Annotated in this window: 25 protein-coding genes; 20 read left to right on the top strand and 5 right to left on the bottom strand. The window is 38.5% G+C overall.

The window, feature by feature from the left end; genetic code table 11:
• Nucleotides 1-95 precede the first annotated feature (95 nt).
• The 8 genes from ASU31_RS10040 (at nucleotide 96) to ASU31_RS10010 (ending at nucleotide 7910) form a co-directional block, all read left to right on the top strand.
• Nucleotides 96-2081: a M1 family metallopeptidase gene (locus ASU31_RS10040; protein ID WP_057932177.1), complete on the top strand. Its 1986-nt coding sequence runs from the start codon at nucleotides 96-98 to the stop codon at nucleotides 2079-2081.
• Between the two features lie 121 nt (nucleotides 2082-2202).
• Nucleotides 2203-2610 carry a RidA family protein gene (locus ASU31_RS10035; RefSeq protein ID WP_057932176.1) on the top strand — a complete coding sequence of 136 codons (408 nt, stop codon included), beginning with the start codon at nucleotides 2203-2205 and terminating at the stop codon, nucleotides 2608-2610.
• Between the two features lie 15 nt (nucleotides 2611-2625).
• Nucleotides 2626-3234 carry a class I SAM-dependent methyltransferase gene (locus ASU31_RS10030; RefSeq protein WP_057932175.1) on the top strand — a complete coding sequence of 203 codons (609 nt, stop codon included), beginning with the start codon at nucleotides 2626-2628 and terminating at the stop codon, nucleotides 3232-3234.
• Nucleotides 3235-3257: 23 nt separating this feature from the next.
• Nucleotides 3258-3479, top strand: a complete 222-nt coding sequence (locus tag ASU31_RS10025) for a VF530 family protein (protein WP_057932174.1) — start codon at nucleotides 3258-3260, stop codon at nucleotides 3477-3479.
• A gap of 148 nt (nucleotides 3480-3627) precedes the next feature.
• Nucleotides 3628-4026, top strand: a complete 399-nt coding sequence (locus ASU31_RS10020) for a hypothetical protein (RefSeq protein WP_057932173.1) — start codon at nucleotides 3628-3630, stop codon at nucleotides 4024-4026.
• A gap of 78 nt (nucleotides 4027-4104) precedes the next feature.
• Nucleotides 4105-4272, top strand: a complete 168-nt coding sequence (locus tag ASU31_RS27435) for a hypothetical protein (protein ID WP_157257957.1) — start codon at nucleotides 4105-4107, stop codon at nucleotides 4270-4272.
• A gap of 236 nt (nucleotides 4273-4508) precedes the next feature.
• The gene (locus ASU31_RS10015; protein ID WP_057932172.1) at nucleotides 4509-7325 is read left to right on the top strand and encodes a TonB-dependent receptor; all 2817 of its coding nucleotides are present in this window, start codon (nucleotides 4509-4511) and stop codon (nucleotides 7323-7325) included.
• Between the two features lie 126 nt (nucleotides 7326-7451).
• On the top strand, nucleotides 7452-7910 hold the full coding sequence (locus ASU31_RS10010; protein ID WP_057932171.1) for a hypothetical protein: 459 nt from the start codon (nucleotides 7452-7454) through the stop codon (nucleotides 7908-7910).
• A 12-nt stretch (nucleotides 7911-7922) separates the two neighbouring features.
• Here the strand turns inward: ASU31_RS10010 and ASU31_RS10005 are convergent, their stop codons facing one another.
• Both ASU31_RS10005 and ASU31_RS10000 read right to left on the bottom strand, forming a co-directional pair.
• The gene (locus ASU31_RS10005) at nucleotides 7923-8495 is read right to left on the bottom strand and encodes a rhodanese-like domain-containing protein (RefSeq protein WP_057932170.1); all 573 of its coding nucleotides are present in this window, start codon (nucleotides 8493-8495) and stop codon (nucleotides 7923-7925) included.
• A gap of 18 nt (nucleotides 8496-8513) precedes the next feature.
• Entirely contained in the window at nucleotides 8514-9419 is a 906-nt protein-coding gene (locus ASU31_RS10000; protein ID WP_057932169.1) for a prohibitin family protein, read from the bottom strand.
• Between the two features lie 553 nt (nucleotides 9420-9972).
• Between ASU31_RS10000 and rpsL the strand changes: the two genes are divergently transcribed.
• From rpsL to ASU31_RS09965, 6 genes are all read left to right on the top strand, one after another.
• Nucleotides 9973-10386 (top strand): 30S ribosomal protein S12, encoded by a 414-nt coding sequence (gene rpsL, locus ASU31_RS09990; RefSeq protein WP_029278631.1) that lies wholly within the window; start codon nucleotides 9973-9975, stop codon nucleotides 10384-10386.
• 17 nt (nucleotides 10387-10403) lie between these two features.
• Nucleotides 10404-10871, top strand: coding sequence for a 30S ribosomal protein S7 (gene rpsG, locus ASU31_RS09985; RefSeq protein ID WP_029278632.1), 468 nt, complete (start codon nucleotides 10404-10406; stop codon nucleotides 10869-10871).
• Nucleotides 10872-11000: 129 nt separating this feature from the next.
• Nucleotides 11001-13115: an elongation factor G gene (fusA, locus tag ASU31_RS09980; RefSeq protein ID WP_057932167.1), complete on the top strand. Its 2115-nt coding sequence runs from the start codon at nucleotides 11001-11003 to the stop codon at nucleotides 13113-13115.
• Nucleotides 13116-13251: 136 nt separating this feature from the next.
• Nucleotides 13252-13557, top strand: a complete 306-nt coding sequence (gene rpsJ / locus ASU31_RS09975; RefSeq protein WP_008244591.1) for a 30S ribosomal protein S10 — start codon at nucleotides 13252-13254, stop codon at nucleotides 13555-13557.
• 52 nt (nucleotides 13558-13609) lie between these two features.
• Entirely contained in the window at nucleotides 13610-13903 is a 294-nt protein-coding gene (locus tag ASU31_RS09970; RefSeq protein WP_057932166.1) for a hypothetical protein, read from the top strand.
• Nucleotides 13904-14033: 130 nt separating this feature from the next.
• Entirely contained in the window at nucleotides 14034-14303 is a 270-nt protein-coding gene (locus tag ASU31_RS09965; RefSeq protein WP_057932165.1) for a hypothetical protein, read from the top strand.
• A gap of 276 nt (nucleotides 14304-14579) precedes the next feature.
• On the opposite strand, the gene ASU31_RS09960 is transcribed toward ASU31_RS09965, so the two are convergent.
• Together ASU31_RS09960 and ASU31_RS09955 are read right to left on the bottom strand one after the other, a co-directional pair.
• Nucleotides 14580-14774, bottom strand: a complete 195-nt coding sequence (locus ASU31_RS09960) for a hypothetical protein (RefSeq protein ID WP_057932164.1) — start codon at nucleotides 14772-14774, stop codon at nucleotides 14580-14582.
• Nucleotides 14775-14784: 10 nt separating this feature from the next.
• Nucleotides 14785-15147, bottom strand: a complete 363-nt coding sequence (locus ASU31_RS09955) for a hypothetical protein (protein ID WP_057932163.1) — start codon at nucleotides 15145-15147, stop codon at nucleotides 14785-14787.
• A gap of 128 nt (nucleotides 15148-15275) precedes the next feature.
• Here ASU31_RS09955 and dgt point away from each other — a divergent pair, with 128 nt between their 5' ends.
• The 4 genes from dgt (at nucleotide 15276) to ASU31_RS09935 (ending at nucleotide 20545) form a co-directional block, all read left to right on the top strand.
• Nucleotides 15276-16634 carry a dGTP triphosphohydrolase gene (gene dgt, locus ASU31_RS09950; RefSeq protein WP_057932162.1) on the top strand — a complete coding sequence of 453 codons (1359 nt, stop codon included), beginning with the start codon at nucleotides 15276-15278 and terminating at the stop codon, nucleotides 16632-16634.
• A 281-nt stretch (nucleotides 16635-16915) separates the two neighbouring features.
• Nucleotides 16916-19144 (top strand): beta strand repeat-containing protein, encoded by a 2229-nt coding sequence (locus ASU31_RS09945; RefSeq protein ID WP_057932161.1) that lies wholly within the window; start codon nucleotides 16916-16918, stop codon nucleotides 19142-19144.
• Nucleotides 19145-19149: 5 nt separating this feature from the next.
• Complete coding sequence (locus tag ASU31_RS09940; RefSeq protein ID WP_167346172.1) at nucleotides 19150-19653, top strand: T9SS type B sorting domain-containing protein; 504 nt, start codon at nucleotides 19150-19152, stop codon at nucleotides 19651-19653.
• A 13-nt stretch (nucleotides 19654-19666) separates the two neighbouring features.
• The gene (locus ASU31_RS09935) at nucleotides 19667-20545 is read left to right on the top strand and encodes a PorP/SprF family type IX secretion system membrane protein (protein WP_245224527.1); all 879 of its coding nucleotides are present in this window, start codon (nucleotides 19667-19669) and stop codon (nucleotides 20543-20545) included.
• Nucleotides 20546-21281: 736 nt separating this feature from the next.
• On the opposite strand, the gene ASU31_RS09925 is transcribed toward ASU31_RS09935, so the two are convergent.
• Nucleotides 21282-21893 carry a hypothetical protein gene (locus tag ASU31_RS09925; RefSeq protein WP_057932158.1) on the bottom strand — a complete coding sequence of 204 codons (612 nt, stop codon included), beginning with the start codon at nucleotides 21891-21893 and terminating at the stop codon, nucleotides 21282-21284.
• A 172-nt stretch (nucleotides 21894-22065) separates the two neighbouring features.
• Between ASU31_RS09925 and ASU31_RS09920 the strand changes: the two genes are divergently transcribed.
• Together ASU31_RS09920 and ASU31_RS09915 are read left to right on the top strand one after the other, a co-directional pair.
• The gene (locus tag ASU31_RS09920; RefSeq protein ID WP_057932157.1) at nucleotides 22066-23322 is read left to right on the top strand and encodes a prephenate dehydrogenase; all 1257 of its coding nucleotides are present in this window, start codon (nucleotides 22066-22068) and stop codon (nucleotides 23320-23322) included.
• A gap of 9 nt (nucleotides 23323-23331) precedes the next feature.
• Nucleotides 23332-23925, top strand: a complete 594-nt coding sequence (locus ASU31_RS09915; protein WP_057932156.1) for a hypothetical protein — start codon at nucleotides 23332-23334, stop codon at nucleotides 23923-23925.
• The last annotated feature ends 15 nt before the right edge of the window (nucleotides 23926-23940 follow it).

Here is a 23940-nt window from a genome sequence, read left to right as displayed (position 1 = left end):
AGCATTATACCCATCATTGGTAACATTATAACCACATATAAATCTATATGTGGTTATTTTTTATATTTACCGCCTGATTACACCTTATTATTATCATGAAATTGACTAAACTAATAACTTTTTGTTTGGTTTGTTGTGTTTTTGCCTTTTCTGCATCGGCCCAGCAAGCTACAACACCGGCGCCAGCTACCAATTATAACCCGGCTGAAGCCTTTGGACCGCTATTTTATACACAAAACGGGAATGAATTCCGCTCTGCAATTGGGGCACCCGGGCCAAAATATTGGCAAAACCGCGTTGATTACAACATTACAGCTAGTCTCGATGAAACAAAAAACACGGTTACTGGTACTCTTACCATTACTTACAAAAATAACAGTCCCGATAAATTGCCCTATTTATGGCTGCAATTAGATCAGAATACTTTTAAAGAAACTTCACGTGGCTATGCCATTACGCCAGCGCGTAGCCGTTATGGGGCGCAAGGTGAAAAGTTTGATGGTGGCTATAAAATTCAGAACATCAGTGTATCGCAAAAAGCTGCTGCTGTAAAATTTACTTCTTTGGTAGAAGATACGCGCATGCAGATCCGATTAGACCAGCCAATGGCAGCCAATGGCGATATTGTAACGATTAAAATGGATTATTCGTTTATTGTACCAAAAGAGGGATCGGACAGAACAGGACATTTAACCACAAAAAATGGTGAAATTTTTGCCATTGCACAGTGGTTCCCACGCATGTGTGTATATGATGATGTGTTAGGATGGAATACTTTGCCTTACTGGGGCGGGGGTGAATTTTATTGCGAGTATGGCGATATTAATTTTGCCATTACTGCACCGGCAACCCATATCGTAATGGGCTCGGGTGAATTATTAAACCCAGCCGAGGTTTTTACACCAGAACAATTAAAAAGATGGAATGCCGCTAAACTTAGTGATGCTACCGTTCACATCCGTACAGAAGAGGAGGTAACAGATCCAAAATCCCGTCCGGCGAAAGATAAATTAACCTGGAAATTTAAAATCTTAAATGCACGCGATGCAGCCTGGGCTTCGTCAAAATCTTTTGTGTTAGATGCAGCAAGAATCAATTTGCCAAGCGGTAAAAAATCTCTGGCCGTTTCTGCACAACCAGTAGAAAGCAATGGTGTTGATGCATATGGCCGTGGTGTAGAATATGTAAAATCTACCATTGAGCACTATTCAACCAAATGGTTCGAATATCCATATCCTATGGCGGTTAATGTCGCAACCAATGTTGGTGGTATGGAATATCCTGGTATTGTTTTTTGTGGTTGGAAAGCTAAAAAAGCAGGTGCATGGGGCGTAATCGATCACGAATTCGGTCATACCTGGTTCCCTATGATTGTAGGCTCTAACGAACGTAAATATGGTTGGATGGATGAAGGCTTCAATACCTTTATCAATGGTATTTCTAAAAGTAGTTTTAATAAAGGCGAGTATGCTGCTCAGCCAACCGATATGAATAAAGTTGGTAAAAGCACCATCGGAAATCCGGTTTATGAAAACATGATGTTAATGCCTGATGGTATGGCAGAACGTAATATAGGCGTTAATTTATATTATAAACCAGGATGGGGCTTAGATATCTTGAGAAATCAGATTTTAGGTGAAGACCGTTTTGATTATGCTTTCCGCCAATATATCAAAAACTGGGCATTTAAACATCCAACCCCATTTGATTTCTTTCGTTCAATGGAAAATGGGGCCGGCGAAGATTTAGCCTGGTTCTGGAGAAGCTGGTGGTTAAACAACTGGAAAATGGATCAGGCTATTGCTGGTGTTGAGGCCGTTAAGCAAGACGATAAATTGATGGGCTACCTGATTAAAGTTGTAAACCTGGAGAAAATGCCAATGCCAATTATCCTGCAGGTTAAAACCAAAAGCGGTAAAACGGATATTGTAAAAGTTCCGGTTGATGTTTGGATGAAAAACGCGACCTGGTTGGTACGTTATCCAACAACTGAAGAGATCGAGTCAGTTACTTTAGATCCTAACAAGGTATTACCCGATTCGAATACTGATAATAATACCTGGACAGCTACAGGTAACTAATTTAGCCTGAATAATTCATTATAGCCTCCTGATCTTTTAAAATCAGGAGGTTTTTTATTGCAAACAACCGACGGTTTACTAATTCTTATCGAATAATTTAGCGCCAGTTAATTTATAGCAAATGGAAAAAACTAATTTAGAAATCAGTAACCCTGAAGGCATATACGATCCCCGTTCGCATGGATATTCTCACGTTGCTTCAGTTTCAGCCAATTCCTCACTTGTATTTGTTGCAGGTCAGGGTGGTAGCAGAACCGATGGCGTACTGAGTGATGATTTCAGGACGCAGGTAAGTACTGTCTTCGAAAATATCGCTTTAGCCTTAAAAAGTAAGAATTTAGGTATGGCCAATATTGCAAAGTTGACAACATTGGTGGTTGATTATGATGAAGCGAAACACGAAATCCTGATTGAAGAATCGAACAAAATATGGGCTGATCAGAAATTTCCGGTAAACACACTTATTCCGGTACAAAGATTGGCCTTAAGTGGAATGCTAATAGAAATTGATGCCACAGCCATTGGATAATTCAAAAACTTTAAGATGGAAAAAGGAGAACGCAAAAACGCTTATAAAGCTTACAATAAGATGGGTAAGTGGTTTGCCGAAAACCGCTATGCGGGTTTAGAGGAGAAAACCTATTTGGATGATTTACTTAAGCGGTTGCCTCCAAATGCAAGTATTTTAGATTTGGGCTGCGGCAGTGGAAAACCTATATTGGAATATCTGATCAGCCAAAATGTAAACGTTCTCGGAATCGATGCCAGTGAGCAGATGTTAGAATTGGCCAAACTAAATTTTCCAGACACACAATTTGTGCTGAAGGATATGCGTAAACTTGATTTAGATGAAAAATTCGATGCGATAATTGCGTGGCACAGTTTATTTCATCTCCCTGCTGATGATCAGCCCGGTATGTTCAGTATTTTAAGGCGTCACCTTAAACCAAATGGTGTTTTGTTGTTTACCTCGGGAACGGATAGAGGAGAGGTTTGGGGGGTAAACGGCGGTGAAAACTTGTTTCATGCTTCTTTAGCTACTGATGAATATCGATCGTTGCTCGAATCGAATCAATTTGAGGTGCTTACACATAAAATAAACGACCCTGATTGTGGCGGCGCAAATGTTTGGATGGCGCAATATAAACCCTGATAATTTTGCCTTAACTTTGCAGCATGGCCGAACAGCAAAAAAACAATCCCTTACATGGTATCACCTTAGAAAAAATTGTAACCGATCTTCAGCTACATTATGGCTGGGAAAAACTGGGGTCACTAATTAAGATTGATTGTTTTAACAATAATCAAACTATAAAATCGAGCTTAAAATTTTTAAGAAGAATGCCCTGGGCCCGTAAAAAGGTAGAAGAATTATATCTTGATACGTTTCATAAATAAGATCTAATGATTGAATAAGTGAATTTGAATGTGCTAGTGATCAAACTCAGCATTTGTTCAGTTCATTCAATCATTCTCTCATTGATAATTATCTCATCTTGCAACCCTTCCTTTAAAACGCTCGTCATCCTGATCTAAACCCTATCTAATGAAGAATATTTTTTATTGTTTTTTGCTGATGCTTGTACTGGGCAGTTGCGCTATTTCAACCATGACAACGTTCTATTCCATGTCGAAAGGCAAAATAGATACTCCTAAAAAAGAAAGTTACAATGTTGTTTATCAGGCTAGCTTTGGCGATGGTTTAAAAGCTGATGTAGCTTACACCAATGAAAGTGGAAAACAGACAGAACTAAAAGAAATTAACGGTGCATGGGAAAAGCCCGTAACCTTAAAATCAGGAACACATGTTCAGCTTACAACTTTTGCCACTGCTAAACATAAATCTAAAGGCGAATATAAAATCCTCGTTGACGGAAAGGTAGTTTCTGAGTATGTATTGAGTGGAAAAAAGCTAAAATATACCTTCGCTTTCGACTTGCCTTAATTCATAGAATCTTCATCTAGAATTTCGAGATTTAATAAACAAAATAACAAGGTTTATTCATCATTAATCTATTTGAAAATGAAAGCAATTAAAGTTTTAGTAATCGCACTAGTAGCAGCTTTTACCATTAATGCCGTAAGCGCTCAAACCACAACTCCGGCAAAAGCAGGCACCGAAAAATCACAGACTAAAAAAGGTCATAAAACACATCATAAAAAGCACACAAAAAAAGTAGCTAAAGCTTAAAAAAGGGAAAGTCTTTCAGGTAAACTGGAAGGCTTTTTTTGTTAATAATCAAAACCCTCAGACTACCGAAGTTTCTAAGACCTACGTAGGGGCGAACTTTGGAATTCGGCCCACCTCAGGGTTATTTTTAAAAAAAAATATTTTTTTCTGTCACACTTTTCAGTTTTTGGTGTCTTATAGTCGAAACCTTAAAAAAAGGTTAATCAAACAAACCAACAAAAAAGACAATTTTAACTATGAAAACCTATTTATGGATGTTCCTGTGCGTATTATCTACGAAAGTCTTCGCACAACAGGCAGGTAATATAAATGGAAAAATTATTGATGGGAAAACAAATCGGCCCATTGAATATGTGGGTATTATTTTATCGGGTAAAACTGATTCGACCAAAAAAGTAGGTGTGGTAACCAACAAAGCCGGAGAATTTTCTTTTAATGCGGTTGCCAATGGCGATTACAAAATCAGGATTTCGGCGTTGGGATATAATTCCATCACCAAAAACATCAATTTGAGCGGAAAGGCTGTTAACATTGGTACTTTAAAATTGGAAGAAGATGCTATTGCCCTAAAGGATGTAGCTGTAAGCGGCCGCTATGCTACAGCCACAGTAAAAAAAGATACCATAGAATTTAATGCCGATGCTTATAAAACCAGGCCAAATGCCGCCGTAGAAGATTTATTGAAGAAGCTTCCAGGTGTAACCGTTGATAAAGATGGAAGTATTTTGGTGCAGGGACAAAAAGTTACGCGCTTAACTGTCGACGGTAAGGATTTCTTTGGCACTGACCCTAAAACGGCAACAAAAAACCTCCCTGCAGATGCCATCGCCAAAGTACAGCTGATTGACAGCAAAACACTGGAAGCGAAAGCCACTGGCATTGACGATGGTCAGCGCGAAAAAGTATTGAACCTCACCATTAAAGAAGATAAGAAAAACGGCTGGTTCGGTAACGCCAATCTTGCTGGGGGAACAACCGATAAATATGGAAGTTATTTAAGTGCCAACCACTTTAATAAAAACCTGCAGTTTGCTGTTCTGGGCATGAGCAACAATACCAATGATGCCAGTTTCGGTTACGACGACCTCAGCAGTTTTAGTGGAGGCAACATTGGCAATATTTTCGCACCACCAGCGGGGGGAAGTTTCTCCATCAATAACAACAATGGTAAAACCACCATTGGCGGCAGTGGTGTTTTTGATAACAATGCTATCGGATTGTTTACCACACATAGTGGTGGGGTAAATTACAGTAACTCCTGGGGCAAAAATAATAAGTTGGCCATTAGCGGAAGTTATTTTACTTATTTTTCTTCTGGTTTAGGTAATAAACTATCCAATATTCAGGACTTAAGCTCTGGCGATATTTTACGCACATTGGATAATACCGACCGCAATAGTAATAACCAGGCACACCGCTTTAATTTTAAGGCAGAATACCATCCCGATTCGTTAACAGACATGGTATTTCGGCCAAATGTGATCCTCAACAGTACCACCAACATCAACAACCGTGCATTCAATGCTAATTTTGATGCTACCGGAAAAGCAAATGATGGAAGCCAGTATTACAATCAGCATAATTTCACCCCATCCTTATTTGGCGAGTTTACCGTGCTGAGGAGATTGGCCAATAAAAAAGGCTCGGTTTCGCTCCGGTTAAATGGCACACAGAATACCTTTAATTCTGACTGGTTAAATCAATCACTGCTTCATCAATATGTAAGTGGTGATACTTCGGTTACCAATATCAATCAGCAGGCGAATCAGGAAAATGCCTCAAAAACCTATACCATCAACGGAAATTATGCCAGGCAGTTAAATCAAAAGTGGAGTGCCAACCTTGCTTACGGTTATACAAGAAGCATTGTTGATGCGCAGCAGATTACCTTTGATTATAATCCGACTACCGATCGCTACGAAACCATTGTGCCATCCTTAACCAATACTTTCGATAATCATAACAGTCAGCAAGTTGCCGGTTTAGGTTTTATCTACACCGGAAAGGATTGGACCTATAATTTCGGGTTCAATGCACAGGAAAGTTTATTAAATGCCAATGTATTTAATAATGTTGGTGCAAATATTGGCAATATTGAAAAATCGTATTACAACTTATTGCCGCGTTTAACGGTCAATTTTAAAAATAAAGCGAATCAAACCATTGCGATCAATTATCGGGCAAGCGTTAATCTGCCTTCGGTTACCGATCTGCAACCTGTACAGAACAATACTAATCCATTATATCAAAGAATCGGAAACCCTGATCTCGAAGCCCGGAAAAACCATCGCCTATCGGTGAACTTTAATACCTTTAGCCCTGATAATAACCGCTATTGGAATGGATATTTCCTCTACAACCTATCTTTTGATGATACCGGAAATGATATTACCTATAACAATGGTATCCAAACGGTGAAGCCAATTAACGTAAATGGTAATTATTACCTGCGTGCCGGAACATTTTTTGGGATGCCATCAAAACTTAAAGGTTTAAGGATGAATTATGGTGCAAATTTCTTTACCGAACATAGAACAAACTTTATCAGTGGCGCTAAAAACATCACCAACAGATTTGAAATCGGTCCTAATATTAACTGGAGCTACGATATTGATGATAAATTTAACGCTGGTATTTATGCTTATGTAGCTTATACCAAAGTAAATAATACGGCCGAATCGGCGATTGACAATAAATATTTTACGCTAAACAATTCTCTGAATCTGAGTTACGAATTCATTAAAGATTTAAGGATAGAAGCTGATTTGGATCATATTGGCTCAGCAGGCCGCGCTGACGGGTTTAATAACAATTACTTTTTGCTTAATGCAGGTATCAATAAATATTTGATGAAACGAAGGGTAACCTTAAGCTTAAAGGGCTTTGATATTTTAAACCAGAATACCAGTATTGATAGAATTGTAAATAGTAGCCGGATTGAAGATGTAAGGTATAATAACATCACCCGGTATTTTTATTTATCACTAAATTACAAGTTAACCAAGGTAGGCGCAAACAATCAACGGAGCAACCCACGTAATACCGTTAATTAGGGGACTAAAAATAATTACCCTATTATACAGCTCATTTTTACCTGATGTTGATACAATTGTTGTGGAGATTAGTTTGTTTCTATGTAGCGCGATATTTGTATCTTCGGATAGAATTAGGCTTAATATATGAAGAAAACTTTACCACTCATTTTTACAATTTTAATAACCCTGTCCTTTTCGGCGTGTAAAAAAGGCGACATTAAAACCCTAAACAGTATTGGTTATGGATCGTCATTTGGGATGTGTGTGGGCTATTGTTCCAATAATTTACTTATTAGCGATCTGAAACTTACTTTTTCTAAATCAAAAAACGGACAAACAGCTGATACCAAAACCTGTAGCAAAACAATTTCTGAAGCTGATATAAACGCAATCAAAAAAGAATTGAATTTGGAGAAGATTTCGGCTTTGCCGGAAGTAATTGGCTGCCCTGATTGTGCTGATGGAGGAGCAGAGTGGATTGCTATTAATGCCGATGGCAAACAATATAAAATTACTTACGAGTATGGTAAAGCACCAAAAGAATTAGAAGCCGCAGTTGCACGGCTGAAGGTTCTGAAAGATAGTTTTAAGGATTGTAATTAATTTTTAGCTTTATCATCGTGCTTTAGCAATAGCACTTCTGATTTCAGTTCCTTCGAAGGCTATTCGTTTATCCCGTGTGCTTACCAGTTCGGAGAGCTCATATACATTTCTGTACCCATAACCATATAGATTAATATAAGTAGGAATATTTAAGGCCAATGAAATTGGGGCTATTTTTTTCTTTATTAAAACAGGCAAAACTACTTTGCTGGCAAAATTTGCCTGGTCATCTATAAAATTATTATTGCAATAGATTAATATTTTGGTATCTGCACTTGGCATAATCCTTAATAGGTTTTGTTGTGTGAAATCAGAAAAATTTAAATGAATAGCACCTTTAACATGTTTGCGTTTAAATAGACTATCAGAACGTGTATCTAAAATAATGGTGCCTTTCTCTTGAGCCATTTTTAAAAATGTTGGTAAATCTACGAGCCTACCTTTGCGATGGGCTTTAACCTCGGGCAAGAGCTTTTCGTAAGCATCAAAATCTACAATAGCCTTTCTTTTAATTGTTGAAGAAGTTTGTGCATTACATAGGTATGCGATGCTGCAGAATACGATGGTGAGGATTTTTGTTTTCATTTTTGGAACACTTGAATATTAATTTCCACCTAAAATAATTGGTGTACTTTTGCCATTACCCATAATAATAACTTTGGTGTTGGCTGATTTTGCAATTTCTTTTTGAGCCAATATAGATTCGTATTGGAGCTGGCGATCGCTTAAACCTGTTGAAAGGATACGCTGATAATCGGCTATCCCTTGTGCTTCTACTCTTTTCCGTTCTGCTTCCTGGCGTTCTTTTTGGAGTACAAAAGTCATCTTTTGTGCATCTTGTTCTGCGTTTATTTTCGATTCGATACTTGCTTTTACCGATGCAGGTAAAGTGATGTTACGAACCAAAAGCTGCTCGAGTTCTAAACCTCTTTTGGCAAAGCTCTTTTCAATGGTATTAAATATTTTAGATTGAAATTCATCCCGTTTGCTCGAGTACAATGCAACGGCATCGTAAGCAACAGCATTATCGCGTATAGCGGTACGTGAAACGGGGCGGACAATCTTCTCCAGATAATCAGTTCCTATTTCCCGTAAAATATTTGGAGCGGCACTTCCCTTTACCCTGAATAGTACCGAAAGATCAATAATGACTTCTAGTCCGTCTGCAGATAAAACACGTAGCGCATCATCGGTTTGTTTATTGCCTTCATCATGCACGCCAGACATGGTGTAGTTTTGGGTTTTAACATCAAAAGGCGTAATTACCGCAATGGGGTTAATTACGTTTAAACCACTATATAAAACGTCGTTATCTACTTTTCCAAAAACTGTTTTAACGCCAACCTGGCCAGCATCAATAACTTTAAATATGGAGAAAGAGAGGCCAATGATGACCAGTACCACACCAATAATTTTGGTAATACTGCTGTAGCGGCCAATAACGTTATTCTGGTTTGATACTGCAAAACCAACAAAAATGATAATAATCCCGATGATACTTAAGAACATATAATTTAGATTTTTATTAAAGATAAAGTATTTAATACAATCTTTTATAGAATTAAAGCATGTGTGGTTTTAGGCTTTTTAAAGCATATAGAAATGGGCTGGAGAAAATTATAACGTTAATAGGATCGATTTACTTTGTTAACTAAACCCGATATACGTGGAAAGCGAGTTCTTTACGAGCTTGTAACATTAGCTCCGAAGGAGTTCCTTTGGAACGGGGCCGAACCCAGCCTAAGGATGGCTGAGGTTGCTTTCCAAATAACAGTTTATAATTATGGAATGATGTTAAGAGGCCCGAATATTATGGCGAGAAAGATTGCTTCACGCCACCACCATTTCTCCCGCTTCGGTTCGCAATGACGATGACCGGAAAGAAAATTTGCAACTCCTTAATCTTCAGCTGAAAACTGATAATTGCAAACTCAAAACTTTTTACGCTAACCCCTTGATTTTTAAAAAGAATTGTTCTACTTTTGCAGTCCGTTTTATGGGCTATCTGCAAGGATGCCGGGGGAGCGGTAAATTTTTTAATAAAAAAACATAAAAAAGCACAATGCCAACCATTCAACAATTAGTTAGAAAAGGTAGAGTAGCACTGGAGTTCAAGAGTAAGTCTCCAGCGTTGGACAGCTGTCCACAGCGAAGAGGTGTATGTACACGTGTGTACACCACTACCCCTAAAAAACCAAACTCAGCAATGCGTAAAGTAGCCCGTGTTCGTTTAACGAACGGTAAAGAGGTGAATGCTTACATTCCTGGGGAAGGTCACAACTTACAGGAGCACTCAATCGTATTGATCCGTGGTGGTCGTGTTAAAGATTTACCAGGTGTACGTTACCACATCATCCGTGGTGCATTAGATACATCAGGTGTAGCTGGTCGTAACCAACGTCGTTCTAAATATGGTACTAAACGTCCTAAACCAGGACAGGTAGTTGCGGCACCAACAAAAGGTAAAAAGAAATAATCGGGAGGAAATAAGAAATGAGAAAGTCAAAACCAAAAAAGAGAATTATTCTTCCTGATCCAAAATTTAATGATGTTCAGGTAACTCGTTTTGTAAACAATATGATGTACGATGGAAAAAAATCTATCGCTTATTCAATTTTTTACGATGCTGTTGAAATTGCTGAGAAAAAAGCAGGTGAAAACGGTTTAGAGATCTTTAAACGTGCTTTAACTAACATTATGCCAGCTGTAGAGGTTAAATCTCGTCGTGTTGGTGGTGCTAACTTCCAGGTTCCAACTGAGGTTAGACCAGAGCGTAAAACAGCTTTAGGTATGAAATGGTTAATTTTATACGCTCGTAAACGTGGCGAAAAAACCATGAAAGAGAAATTAGCTGGTGAAATCGTAGCTGCTGCTAAAGGTGAAGGTGCTGCTGTTAAGAAGAAAGAAGATACGCACAAAATGGCTGAGGCTAACAAAGCGTTCTCTCACTTCAGATTCTAATTTAGGATTAACAGATTAGTAAGATTACACAGATTTAATTAGAAGATTATACTGATTAGATAAATTACACCGATTTGTTTTAACATAATCGGTGTAATCATTTAAAATCAGATAAATCAAAAACATAACATGGCAAGAGATTTAAAATTTACAAGAAATATTGGAATCGCGGCTCACATTGATGCGGGTAAAACTACAACAACTGAGCGTATTCTTTATTATGCTGGTGTAAGTCATAAAATTGGTGAAGTGCACGAAGGTGCTGCAACAATGGACTGGATGGCACAAGAGCAAGAGCGTGGTATCACGATCACTTCTGCTGCAACTACGGTTGAGTGGAAATACAGAGGTCAGGCTTACCACATGAACATTATCGATACACCAGGACACGTGGATTTTACCGTTGAGGTAAACCGTTCGTTACGTGTATTAGATGGTTTAGTGTTCTTGTTTTCTGCAGTTGATGGTGTTGAGCCTCAATCAGAAACCAACTGGCGTTTGGCTAACAACTATAATGTTGCCCGTATCGGTTTCGTTAACAAAATGGACCGTTCTGGAGCTGACTTCTTAAAAGTTGTTAAACAAGTTAAAGATATGTTAGGTAGTAATGCAGTTCCATTACAATTACCTATCGGTTCTGAAGATAACTTTAAAGGTGTGGTTGATTTGATCAACAACCGTGGTATCGTTTGGAATGAGCATGATAAAGGTATGACCTTTACTGAAGTGCCAATCCCAGAAGATATGTTAGACGAAGTTGCTGAGTGGAGAGAGAAATTACTAGAATCAGTTGCTGATTATGATGAGTCTTTAATGGAGAAATTCTTCGAAGATCCAAATTCAATCACCGAGCGCGAAATTTTAGATGCTTTACGTGCAGCTGTTTTAGATGCTAAAATTGTTCCTATGGTTTGTGGTTCATCTTTCAAAAACAAAGGTGTTCAAACCATGTTGGATTACGTGATGGAATTATTGCCTTCACCTCTTGATTCAGAAGGTGTTACAGGTACTAACCCAGATACAGGTGCCGAAGTTTTATTAAAACCAAGTATCAATGAGCCATTTGCAGCTTTAGCATTTAAAATTGCAACTGACCCATTCGTAGGCCGTTTATGTTTTATCCGCGTTTATTCGGGTAACTTAGAAGCTGGTTCTTACGTGTATAACACACGTTCAGAAAGTAAAGAGCGTATTTCCCGTATCTTCCAAATGCACGCTAACAAGCAAAACCCTGTGCCTAATGTGGCTGCCGGTGATATTGCTGCGGTAGTAGGATTTAAAGATATCAAAACTGGTGATACACTTTGTGAAGAGAAAAACCCAATCGTTCTTGAGTCTATGAACTTCCCTGAGCCAGTTATCGGTTTAGCTATTGAGCCTAAAACTCAAGCTGATGTTGATAAATTAGGTATGGGCTTAGCTAAATTAGCTGAAGAAGATCCTACATTCAGGGTTCAGACTGATCAGGAAACTGGTCAAACTGTTATCTCTGGTATGGGTGAGTTACACTTAGATATTTTAATTGACCGTTTAAAACGCGAATTTAAAGTAGAGGTTAACCAAGGTGCGCCACAAGTTGCATACAAAGAAGCTATTTTTGGTACTACTCAACACCGTGAAACATATAAAAAACAATCTGGTGGTCGTGGTAAATTTGCCGATATCCAAGTTGTTATTTCACCAATTGATGCTGATTTCGAAAAAGGTGGTTTACAGTTCGTAAACGAAATTACAGGTGGTTCAATTCCACGTGAATTTATTCCTTCAGTAGAAAAAGGATTTGCTGCTGCAATGGCTAATGGTGTATTAGCTGGTTATCCGCTTCCTGATATGAAAGTACGTTTGATTGATGGTTCATTCCACGCAGTCGATTCAGATGCTTTATCATTCGAGCTTGCTGCCCGTATGGCATATCGTGAAGCTTTACCTAAATGTAAACCTACTTTGATGGAGCCAATCATGAAAATCGAAATCTTAACCCCTGAAGAAAACATGGGTGATGTGATCGGTGATATGAACCGTCGTCGTGGTCAATTATTAGGTATGGATACCCGTAATGGATCTCAAGTAATTAAAGCTACTGTGCCACTTTCTGAAATGTTTGGTTATGTAACGCAGTTACGTACAATCACTTCAGGCCGTGCAACTTCTACAATGGAATTTGACCACTATGAAGCTGCGCCTAAAAACGTACAGGATGAAGTAGTTGCTAAATCTAAAGGAAGAGTAAAATCTGAAGATTAATTAGTATTAAGATAAAGGTATCAAGTATCAAGATGGATTATCAGTCTTGATACTCGATACTAATACTTGCTACTAAAAAGATAAATCCGGTTTCTGTTGTTAATAGCTCTAACAGGAAACCATAATTAAAAATAAGATGAGCCAAAGAATCAGAATTAAATTAAAATCTTACGATTACAACTTAGTAGATAAATCTGCTGAGAAAATCGTAAAAACTGTTAAGCCTACGGGTGCAGTTGTAAGTGGACCAATTCCACTTCCTACAGAGAAAAAAATCTTTACTGTTTTACGTTCTCCACACGTAAACAAAAAAGCTAGAGAGCAGTTCCAATTATGCGCTTACAAACGTTTATTGGATATTTATAGCTCTAACTCTAAAACAGTTGATGCTTTAATGAAACTTGAATTACCTAGCGGTGTTGAAGTTGAAATCAAAGTTTAATTGATTTTAAAAGAACAGAAAAGGTCTCGATGCAAATCGAGACCTTTTTTTTATGCATCCAAATTCTAAAACAAAAGCAACGTTAGCTGGTTGTACTGGTATGGCTAAGGAAGATAAAACGCAACAAGGATTACCAGTTGAAGGACAGGATTTTGCGGATCCTAAAGAAAAATTGAAAGAAACCCCATCTTCACATGGCGAAGTAGCCAATCAAAAAGATGGAGATTTTTCTGAACTGGAAGAAAGTAGAATGGAGAATCCACCAAAGCATCGTGATGAAAATGGATCATCTAAAGATGATTTGGATAGTAGCACAGAGATAGATCAAAGTAAAGGCGTACAGTAACCACAAATTGGTGGTAGGATTCGGTTAAAAAGGCAAAAGGCTGCGATTTATATATTAATGCCCGATTAAACTTTTTTATTGTACTAATTGTTGTTAAATAAGAAGTATTTACAGAAAAATGGCTATGGAGATGAATGAAAATAAAAACATAGATCCTAATTCGGAGATTAACCGCAATGAGGAGGATATTGAATGGGATAATGGAGAGGCTACTTACGGGCATAAACGAGCTGATTTTAAGCGTAAAGATCAGCCAGATGAAGCGCATTTATTGAAAACAGAAAATGATCCTACGCATGCCGTAAATGAAAATTTAAATAATTCGAATTTAAGTCAGGGTGAAGACATTGGAAACAGAAACAAGAATAACGAGAAAGGTTTGAAGGGAAAAGATTTATGATCCAGTTATAAAGAGACTATCCATATAGAATAATCCCTTTATAAAATTTATGCATTTTCCGGTAGATGGAAATTAATTAGGATTCCACAACTGAAATGCGTTAATCAAGAAGCAAATGCCCTTAAATCGTTAGTCTCTGATTTTTTTTTAGTTAATCTTTGTCGCGAATCCTACAGCGCTGCAAATTTCAAGAACTTATCGTCAATTTACAAGATGTTAGGTATTAATATATTGATATATGTCAATCTAATGTGTATTTCTACACTCGATTAATTGTCAGTATAAATCACTTGTTTGCCGATAATCCTGTCTTATTTTTTCAGAATAATTCTTAATCTTATCTACGTATTCGGGGGCTTTTTCCTTAAAGTCATCAATCAAGGATTTACCATCAGTTACCCGCTTTTTTGTGGCATACTTAAAACCATATACGGCTGCTGCACTTAAAATGGCATATTTTAATAGTCCCATAATTATCTGTTTATATTCCTGTATTTAAAGCATGGTTTTCATCAGCCTCATTAATGCTGGTATTCGTTTTAAAATCGTCGGAAGAACTTCCGGTATGGCTTGCAGCGCTCTGTATGGTTGGGTTTTTATCCGAACTGTTGTAAGCGTCGTCGCTAAGAGAATCTTTACCTTGCGTGCCAGAATTATCCAGGCCGTCTTTGGCTAAAGGATTTCCCTTAATCAATTCGCTCGGTTCTTTGCCATAACTGGTTACTACGTCGGTGTTGTTAGCTTCTTCGTAAGCTTTTTGTACATCAGATTTTTCTGATTGCTCATCACCTGATCCTACATAACCTTCAATATGCTCTTCCTTGTTATATATGTTCGTTTTCATAGTATTGTTTATTTACACTAAACAGATAAGGTTAGAAATAGTTTGGAGCACAATTTTAATGGTAAAATTTACCTAAATTTTTATGCTTAACCATTTTCGCGTTTTGTTTAACTTGCGCCAAATTTTAAATGCCAACGGGACAAATGGAGTGGAAATATTTACTTTCGAACAAGAGATACGGACAAGAACAATATGGTGCCAGCACAGATCGGGCACGGTCTGATTTTCAGCGTGATTATGACCGGTTGATTTTTTCGTCTCCTTTTAGAAGATTGCAGAATAAAACCCAGGTTTTCCCATTGCCAGGAAGTGTTTTTGTACATAACCGTTTAACGCATAGTTTGGAGGTTGCCAGTGTGGCCCGCTCTATGGCTAATATTTTTTTAAAAAGTGTAGAAGAACTGCAACCACAACTGATTAAAGATGTTCCTTTAATTAATGAAGTAGGTAATATAGTGGCTGCCGCTGCACTAGCGCATGATTTGGGAAACCCAGCCTTTGGGCACTCAGGCGAAGCAGCTATTTCAAGGTATTTTACCGATGGTGACGGGAAAGTTTATCAGAAAGAAATGAACGAATCGCAGTGGCACGATTTAATTAATTTTGAAGGTAATGCAAATGCTATCCGGATTCTTACCCATCCATTAAAAGGAAAAGGTAACGATGCTTATGCTTTGACCTATTCTACTTTGGCATCGATTGCAAAATATCCTTGCGCCTCAATTGCTGGTAAACAAAAGGGGGTGCTGCACCGTAAGAAATACGGTTTCTTTCAATCGGAAGAAGAAACTTTTAAAAAGATCGCGGGCGAGCTTCATCTGGAAAAAGAAGAAAGCGAATACCTCATTTACAAGCGCCACCCTCTGGTTTATCTCGTGGAGGCTGCCGATGATATCTGTTACAGCATCATCGATTTGGAAGATGCACACCGTTTAAAGATACTTTCTTACGAAGAAGTAAAAAGTTATCTGTTGCCTTTTGCCAATTCTGCCAGCATCGAAGATCGTTTAAAAAATGATTATGAAGACGACGATGCAAAAATCGGTCTGTTAAGGGCAAAGGCAATTAATACGTTAACGAACCAATGCGCAGGTATATTTTTTAGGGAACAAGAAAAATTATTGAAAGGCGAGCTTAATCAAAGTTTAACCGATTTATTGCCCGACCCCTATATTTCTGCCTGGAAAGCCGTAGAAAAAATTTCTGTTGAGCGTATCTACAATTTCTCATCGGTAATACAAAAAGAAGTGGCTGGATATAAAATCATGGCTGGTTTATTGGAAGAGTTTGTTCCTGCATTGATCCACAACAATACACACTATTACAAAAAACTGGTTAAACTTATTCCTAAACAATATCATACTGATTTGACTGATATTTATTCTATAATACAGAGCGTATTGGATTTCGTTTCGGGTATGACTGATTTGTACGCTGTTGATTTATACCGTAATATTAAGGGAATATCCTTCCCTTCAGAAACCTAAAAATAATTTTCTGACTTTTACTTTTTATGTGAGGTTAATTGCTAATTGATCCTATTTTTCTTCTGATTTGAGGGGTTAAATCAGCCTTAAATTGGCTGTTTGTGTAAAATTATAAAATTTAATTTTATTTAAGTTGTTGATTTGTAGTTCTTTAAAATCGTTTTAGTATTTGTAATTAGCTTTTTGTGTAAAGCGAATGCAGTAACTTGTACTAATTGTTAGATTTGATCGTTAGGCTCCCTTATTTTTTACGCCTGACGCTTTAGATCTCATCCCGATACATGAAAAAACTTTTACTAATTGCTTTGTTAAGCATGGGCTTCACCTTGGCTGTTAAAGCACAAGCCCCACAACAATTTAACTATCAAGGAGCAGCAAGAAATACTAATGGTACTGCACTGGCCAATAAAAATATAACATTGCGGATTAGTATTTTAGATGGATCTTCAACGGGAACTGTTCAGTATTCGGAAGTAAGAAATGTAACAACCAATGCTTTAGGTTTATATGCATTGGCAATTGGGGCTACAGGTGCAAGCTCGGTTAACGGCACAATAGCTGGAGTAACCTGGGCAAGTGGATTAAAGTTTGTTAAGGTCGAAATTGATCCTGATAACGGTACAAATTTTAGTTTGGCTGGTACTGCACAATTACTAAGTGTTCCATACGCACTTTATGCAGCAAATGGGCCAACCGGAGCCAAAGGCGATCCGGGTGTAGCTGGTCCTGCTGGTGCACAAGGCATTGCGGGCGTTGCAGGTCCGCAAGGCCCGGCGGGAGCTGCAGGAGCAACAGGTGCTCAGGGGCCAATTGGCTTAACTGGTGCTGCCGGTGCACAAGGAGCAGTGGGTGCAACAGGACCACAAGGAGCAAAAGGAGATATAGGAGCAACTGGCGCTACCGGATTACAAGGTCTGCAGGGCATACCCGGCATAAAAGGTGATAAGGGAGATAAAGGTGATATAGGGCCAGTTGGTCCTTCAACAGGAGTAGCTGGTGGCGATTTAACGGGGAATTATCCAAATCCTACATTGGCTAATCTTCAGGGAAAGACATTAAATGCCACTTCGCCAGTCAATAATCAGGTGCTCCTATTCGATGGGGCAGCATGGAAACCAGTAACATTGGATGTAAGCCAACTGTCGGGAGCTAAGGCATTAACCTCAACTGATTTGAGTATCAGTGCTAATGGCGCTACGGCTTTATTGAAAGATGTGGTAATTGATATCAATGCAGGGGCGGTTAGCACACTTAAACTGGCAGACGGGGCAGTAACAACGGCAAAATTAGCCGACGCTGCAGTAACCTCTATAAAAATCGGGAACAAGGAAGTTAAGAATATTAATATAGACAATTTGGCCGTAAATACGCTTCAACTGGCCGATGGATCAGTAACTACACCAAAGCTTGCTGATGCTTCGGTTACGGTGGCTAAATTAACTACTGATGGGGTAAGCGATGCAAACAAAGTATATATCACCAATGCAGTAACCGGTAAGCCCGAATTAATCAGCAGGACATTATTTGCAAATGCCAATGCCTGGGCATTAAAAGGGAATACGGGTAGTACCGATCAAAATAATAATTTCCTGGGCAATACAGATGACGTAGCCATTAACTTTTTGGTTAACGGTTTAAAATCTGGCCGTTTAGGCAATTCATCCGAAAACAATATTTCTTACGGTTATAAAACACTTACTGCTAATGTATCTGGCTTTTACAACAGTGCATTTGGCCGCGAAGCATTATCTGTTAACATTTCAGGTTACGAAAACAGTGCTTTTGGTTACCTGGTGTTACAGCAGAGTTTTAGTGCTATTAACAATAGCGGCTTTGGCTCGCAGGCCTTAGCCATTAATACGGTAGGCTCTAATAACACTGCAATTGGTACACATACCCTAATGGCCAATAGAACTGGTATCTCAAACACAGCTATCGGAAGTTTGGCACTTGAAGCCAGTAATGGCGACAATAATACAGCACTTGGTTATGCCGCCGGTTCGAAAAATAATGGGGCAGGGAATGTTTTTATCGGAAGCAATGCTGCCGCTAATAGCACAAACGTAAATAATACCCTGGTAGTCGCTAACTCCAATACCTCATACCCTTTAATAGCTGGCGATTTTGCAGCGAATGGTGGCGCATTAACCATTAATGGAACTGCTGCTGCATCTTCTGTGGCTTATGCCCCAGCAAATGCCAGTACTTTAAACATTAATGGTTCTGTTGCAGCAAGTGTTTTAACCTATACGGCCACAGGCGCATTAACGCTCGATGCCAGCCATTACACGGTACGGATAAAAAATGCTGGTTCAGCGGTAAGTGTTAATCTTCCAACAGCCTCGAGCTGTAAAGGAAGGATTTATGTAATTGTAAAGGCTTTATCATCAGGCGATGTTATGTTAAACAATCCTGTTTTGTTGAATGATGATTCTAATGTAACCACCATTACAGGAGCAAAAACTTTCACCATTCAAAGCGATGGTTCGACATGGATTTCTTTAAACTAAACACGATGAGAAAAATATCCTATTTATTTGTTTTCTTGCTGTTGATGTTTTTCGCGACAAACGCTACTGCGCAAAGTTTGCCTTATGTGGTTAATTCGGCCAGTGGCAGTGGTAAGATTAATAATCAATTATATGATTTCAGTATTGGAGAAATGGCCCTGGTGCAAACTTTTCAATCTACCAATATCACCTTGACCCAAGGATTTTTGCAGCCTTTTCTAACTATACAGACCACAGCCGACGTAGCCATTGTAAATAATATCCTTACCCCAAACGGAGACGGGAAAAATGATTTTTTTGTAACTAAGGGCTTGGAAAAGTATCCGAACAACAAATTATCCATTTTTGATAGAGGAGGAAGGTTGATTTATACTACCCTGAGTTACCAAAATAACTGGGATGGCTATCTTAACGGAAAGCCGCTTACAGAAGATACTTATTATTATATGCTCGATTTGGGGGGAGATGGTTCTATTAAAGGTTTTATATCAATCTTATATAAAAAATAACGGCGTGAAAAAAATGAAATGTTATATGGCCGGGCTGTTGTTTTTGTTTGTTACACCAGCATTTGCTCAGCTTAACCCCATGGGGAGCATCTACTATCAGAACCAGTTTTTGGCCAACCCGGCAATGGCTGGTTTAGAGACCGGACTAAATTTAAATGCGGCATTTAAAACACAGTGGACGGGGATAGACGGAGCACCAAAGATCCAGTACTTAACTGGCGACTATGGTTTAGCGAATACTAAAGTAGGCCTGGGATTCCTTTTTTACAATGAAGGTGCAGGAGCCATTAACCGTACAAGGGCTACTGTAACTTATGCTTATCATTTGCCTTTAAACGGTGAGACTAACTTTTTGGATTTCGGCTTGTCGGCTGGCTTAATGAATGAATGGATTGACTTTGGTAAAGCCAAAGGTGATTTAGACGACGATGTGCTTAATAGTTTTAACGATCGCAGGCTGTATCTTGATGGCGATTTTGGAGTTGCTTACCGCTCCGATAAATTAACACTACAGGCTGCTTTGCCTAATCTTAAACGGTTTTTTAAAAGAGATGTACTGAGAAACGTAGTAGACCGATCGATTTATTTTATCGCAGCGGGTTATAAATTCACAACTGATAAAGTAATCAACAGTATTGAGCCGAAATTGGTGTATAGGGGGGTGCAGAATTATGATGGTATTTTTGATGCAGGTGTAAACCTTCAGTTCTTAGGGAATAAATTGATGCTGAACGGTATATATCATAGCACTAACAGTTTTACCGCGGGTTTTGGCGCAAACTATAAAAATCAGTTTTCAATTTTGTTCCAGTACACCACCAATACTTCAAAAATGCAAAGTTATAGCAATGGCGAATTTGAAGTAGGCTTGAAATATAGCATTAAGAATTAAACGTGTTATCGTCATTTCGACTGACGTGTAACGGAATGGAGAAATCTATTATTAAATGTAGCTACAGATTTATCCCATAATTTAATTGTTTTTTAAACCGTTATTTTTTTGGAAAGCAGTTCTATTAGCTTTGGCGAAGAGCAGTCCCGCTCCCGCTTCTGCCAATTAAAGGAATTGGCATCTCGCTTCGATCGGGTTTAGGTGGCCAAATGGTGTACGTCTATTAATGGTTTACCACCAAACGTTCCTATGGAACGAAAAATGCCAATTATAAATTGGCTACCCAAGAGACGTCCCGATGGGACGATTTGTGTTGATAAAGTTGCCTCCTTGTCTTCCGTCCAATCGGGCAATGTCATCAAGCTAAGAAGAAAACACGTGTGTTTAGCTACCACCCATCCTTTTTGTCTCGTATAATTAATTATTCGTCCCATCGGGACGGCGCCTCGGTAGAAAAAAGTGTTTTTTTTCCGTAGGAACGTTTCGTGTTTTAGGCATCGGTTGGTTTCCATAACCACAAACCCATATTCCATAAACCCGACAGTAGCGGACACTGAACGCAGTGAGGTAAAGCGAATGGCGGGGCTAGCGGAACCGAAGCACTACTAGCCCTGCTTTTCTAAAAAAAAATGTCATCCTGAGCCTGTCGAAGGACAAATATTATTTGTTTTCAACTATTGAAAAGTCTTCGACAAGCTCAGACTGACAGTATTATATTTAATGATATTAGTTTAGACTATCTTCCCCGGCCATCATCCCATTTATTACGCTCATCCTGCAACTCACGGGCAAGTCTCATTTCTTTATCTTTTGCCTTTACTTTGTGTGCCTGAAATTCATCAGCCACTTCCTGGTAAAGTTCCGTTCTATATTTTGCTTCGTGCCTTAATTTACCTGATTGGAAAATTACAAAGGCCAAACCTACTCCGAGTACAATAATAATGGCCCAAACAATAGTATTATAGGTACCTTTATTGAAGGATATGCCTAAAAATTTAATTTCATTAACAGCAGCATTGGCATTGGCCAAGGAACTTTCTTTTCCATTTACTTCGCCTTTTAAGCTCGAAATGTTACCGGCCTGTGCTTTAATTTCCTGACGGGCTTCCTGCAGCTGCTTACGTTCTTTTCTTAGCGTATCACTAACACTTTTCCATAAGGACGATAACCGTGATGGATTGATCAGCCTTGCGCCGTTGAAGCTTTTAGATTTTTTTAACATGAACTGATACTGGCCATTTAGAGATGGGTCGGTATTTTTCGTAGTGTCAGGTAAAGCTTGCCCAAACGCAACGTTTAAAAATAGCATAGCGCCTAAAAACAATAGGGTGTGTTTAATTTTCTGCATAGTTTAAATATAGGTGTTAGAATGTAAAACTACATTTTTATCTATTTTTCCGGTTAATAAAATTTGTTTAAGGTTTTGGCAAATCGATAAAATTGTTCTGGTTTAACATTCTAAATAACAATTTTATCTAAGTTTTATTATAAATTTATTTGCGATAGGTTACATTTGTTTCATGCAAATAGGAATTATTGGTTTAGGCGATATGGGCAAATTGTATGCACTATCGTTTGTAAACGCTGGTTATAAGGTATGTGGGGCAGATATGCCCTTACGTTTTACAGATTTAAAAAATGAGCTGGAACCTAAAGGAATCGAAGTTTTAATTGATGGCCATGAGGTTGCCCGTAAATCAGACTTTATTATCTATTGCGTTGAAGCCGAAAAAATTGATGAGGTGGTAGCTGCTTTTGCCCGCTCAACAAAATATGGTGCCATAGTTGCCGGGCAAACCTCGGTTAAACATCCAGAAATTGCAGCTTTCGAAAAACATCTTCCTGAAGATACCCAGATTGTAACCTGCCATTCTTTACATGGTCCGGCTTTTAGTCCGGAAGGGCAAACACTTGTGGTGGTACGTCACCGTGCTACCGATGCTATTTATGCCAAAGCTTTAGAAATTTATAAATCTTTAAAATCGAACATTATTGAAATGGACGATTATAGGGAACACGACCGCATTGTGGCCGATACACAGGCAGTAACACACATGGGGTTCGAAAGCATGGGCTCAGCATGGAAAAATGCAGGTTTTTTCCCCTGGGATAACCCAGCATATGCAGGTGGAATAGATAATGTGAAAATTTTGACCACGCTGAGGATTTTTAGCTATAAATCACACATTTATGCTGGCTTGGCCATTTTAAATCCCTATGCCCAGAAACAGGTAAAATATTATGCGCAGGCCGAATCTGAACTGTTTAAACTGATGATCTGTGAAGATGAAGCAGCGTTTAGGGAAAAGATCTATGCGGCCCGCGATTTCGTTTTTCACGAAAGTCGTGCGCTTTTACTGTTGGATGATAACATCATGAAAGAATTCAGCCTATCGGATGCGAGCCATAAACAGAAACCAAATTCGCATTTAAGTTTGCTGAGCATGGTATATGCCTGGTATAAAATGGGCGTAAACCCTTACGATAACCTGATCTGCCAAACGCCACCTTTTAAATTGAGGTTGGGCATTGCCGAATATCTTTTCAAAAACGAAGAAATGTTAGAAGAGTCGATTAATACTGCTTTGTATGATAAATCTATCCGTGGAGACGATTTAGAGTTTCATACAGCTGTGCACGAATGGGCATCGATTATTGGTTATGGAGATTTAAAAGGTTATAAAGAACATTTTGAAGCTGCCAAATCATTCTTCGCGAACCGTTTAAATGATGGACGGGATTTAAGTGCGGAGATGATTAAGCGATTAGGCAAGTAACGATTAGGGATGAAGACCATTCTGAATAAACCTGAACTGGTTTCGCTGTTGCAACAACAATTAAGAGAGATAGAAATACTTTGTGGGGAGTACGATAATGGGAATGAAACTGCTATCCGCCTAATTGCTGAAAAGACAGGAGTAATTTTTCATAACACCGATCATTCGAAAGCATTGCTAGGGCAACTTAAACTCAGCCACCTCGAAATGTACTGTAGTTCAGAAATCTATAACCCTAAAAGCCTTACCAATTTTATCGGTTTATTAAAACTGGCTCATCAAACCGGGAAAGGTTGGGGTTATTCTGCTAAATTAGATCATTCGGAATTAAAAAGAGTATCACAAGAAAACTGGTGGAACAATAAAAAAGTGATTATCGATTCGGATGGGGTTGCTTTTACAAGAGCTAAAATAATTAAATCATTAGCCAATACTGAGCCTTTGGTGCTAAGTACTTCGGGCTGGACAGTAAAGGATGCAAAAGGTAATAAATCGGCCATTAACCCAATTCCTGAAACTGTTCGGCAAATTGCTTTTGAACTACTTGAAAGTTTTAGTGGTGTTGATTTGAATAAAGAAAGTAAGCTATATTATAAATTGTAATTAGGGCTTGGCAAC

Source organism: Pedobacter ginsenosidimutans (assembly GCF_001442625.1).
In the GTDB taxonomy this organism is placed as follows: Bacteria; Bacteroidota; Bacteroidia; order Sphingobacteriales; family Sphingobacteriaceae; genus Pedobacter; species Pedobacter ginsenosidimutans.
This window is presented reverse-complemented; position numbering and strand designations above follow the sequence as displayed.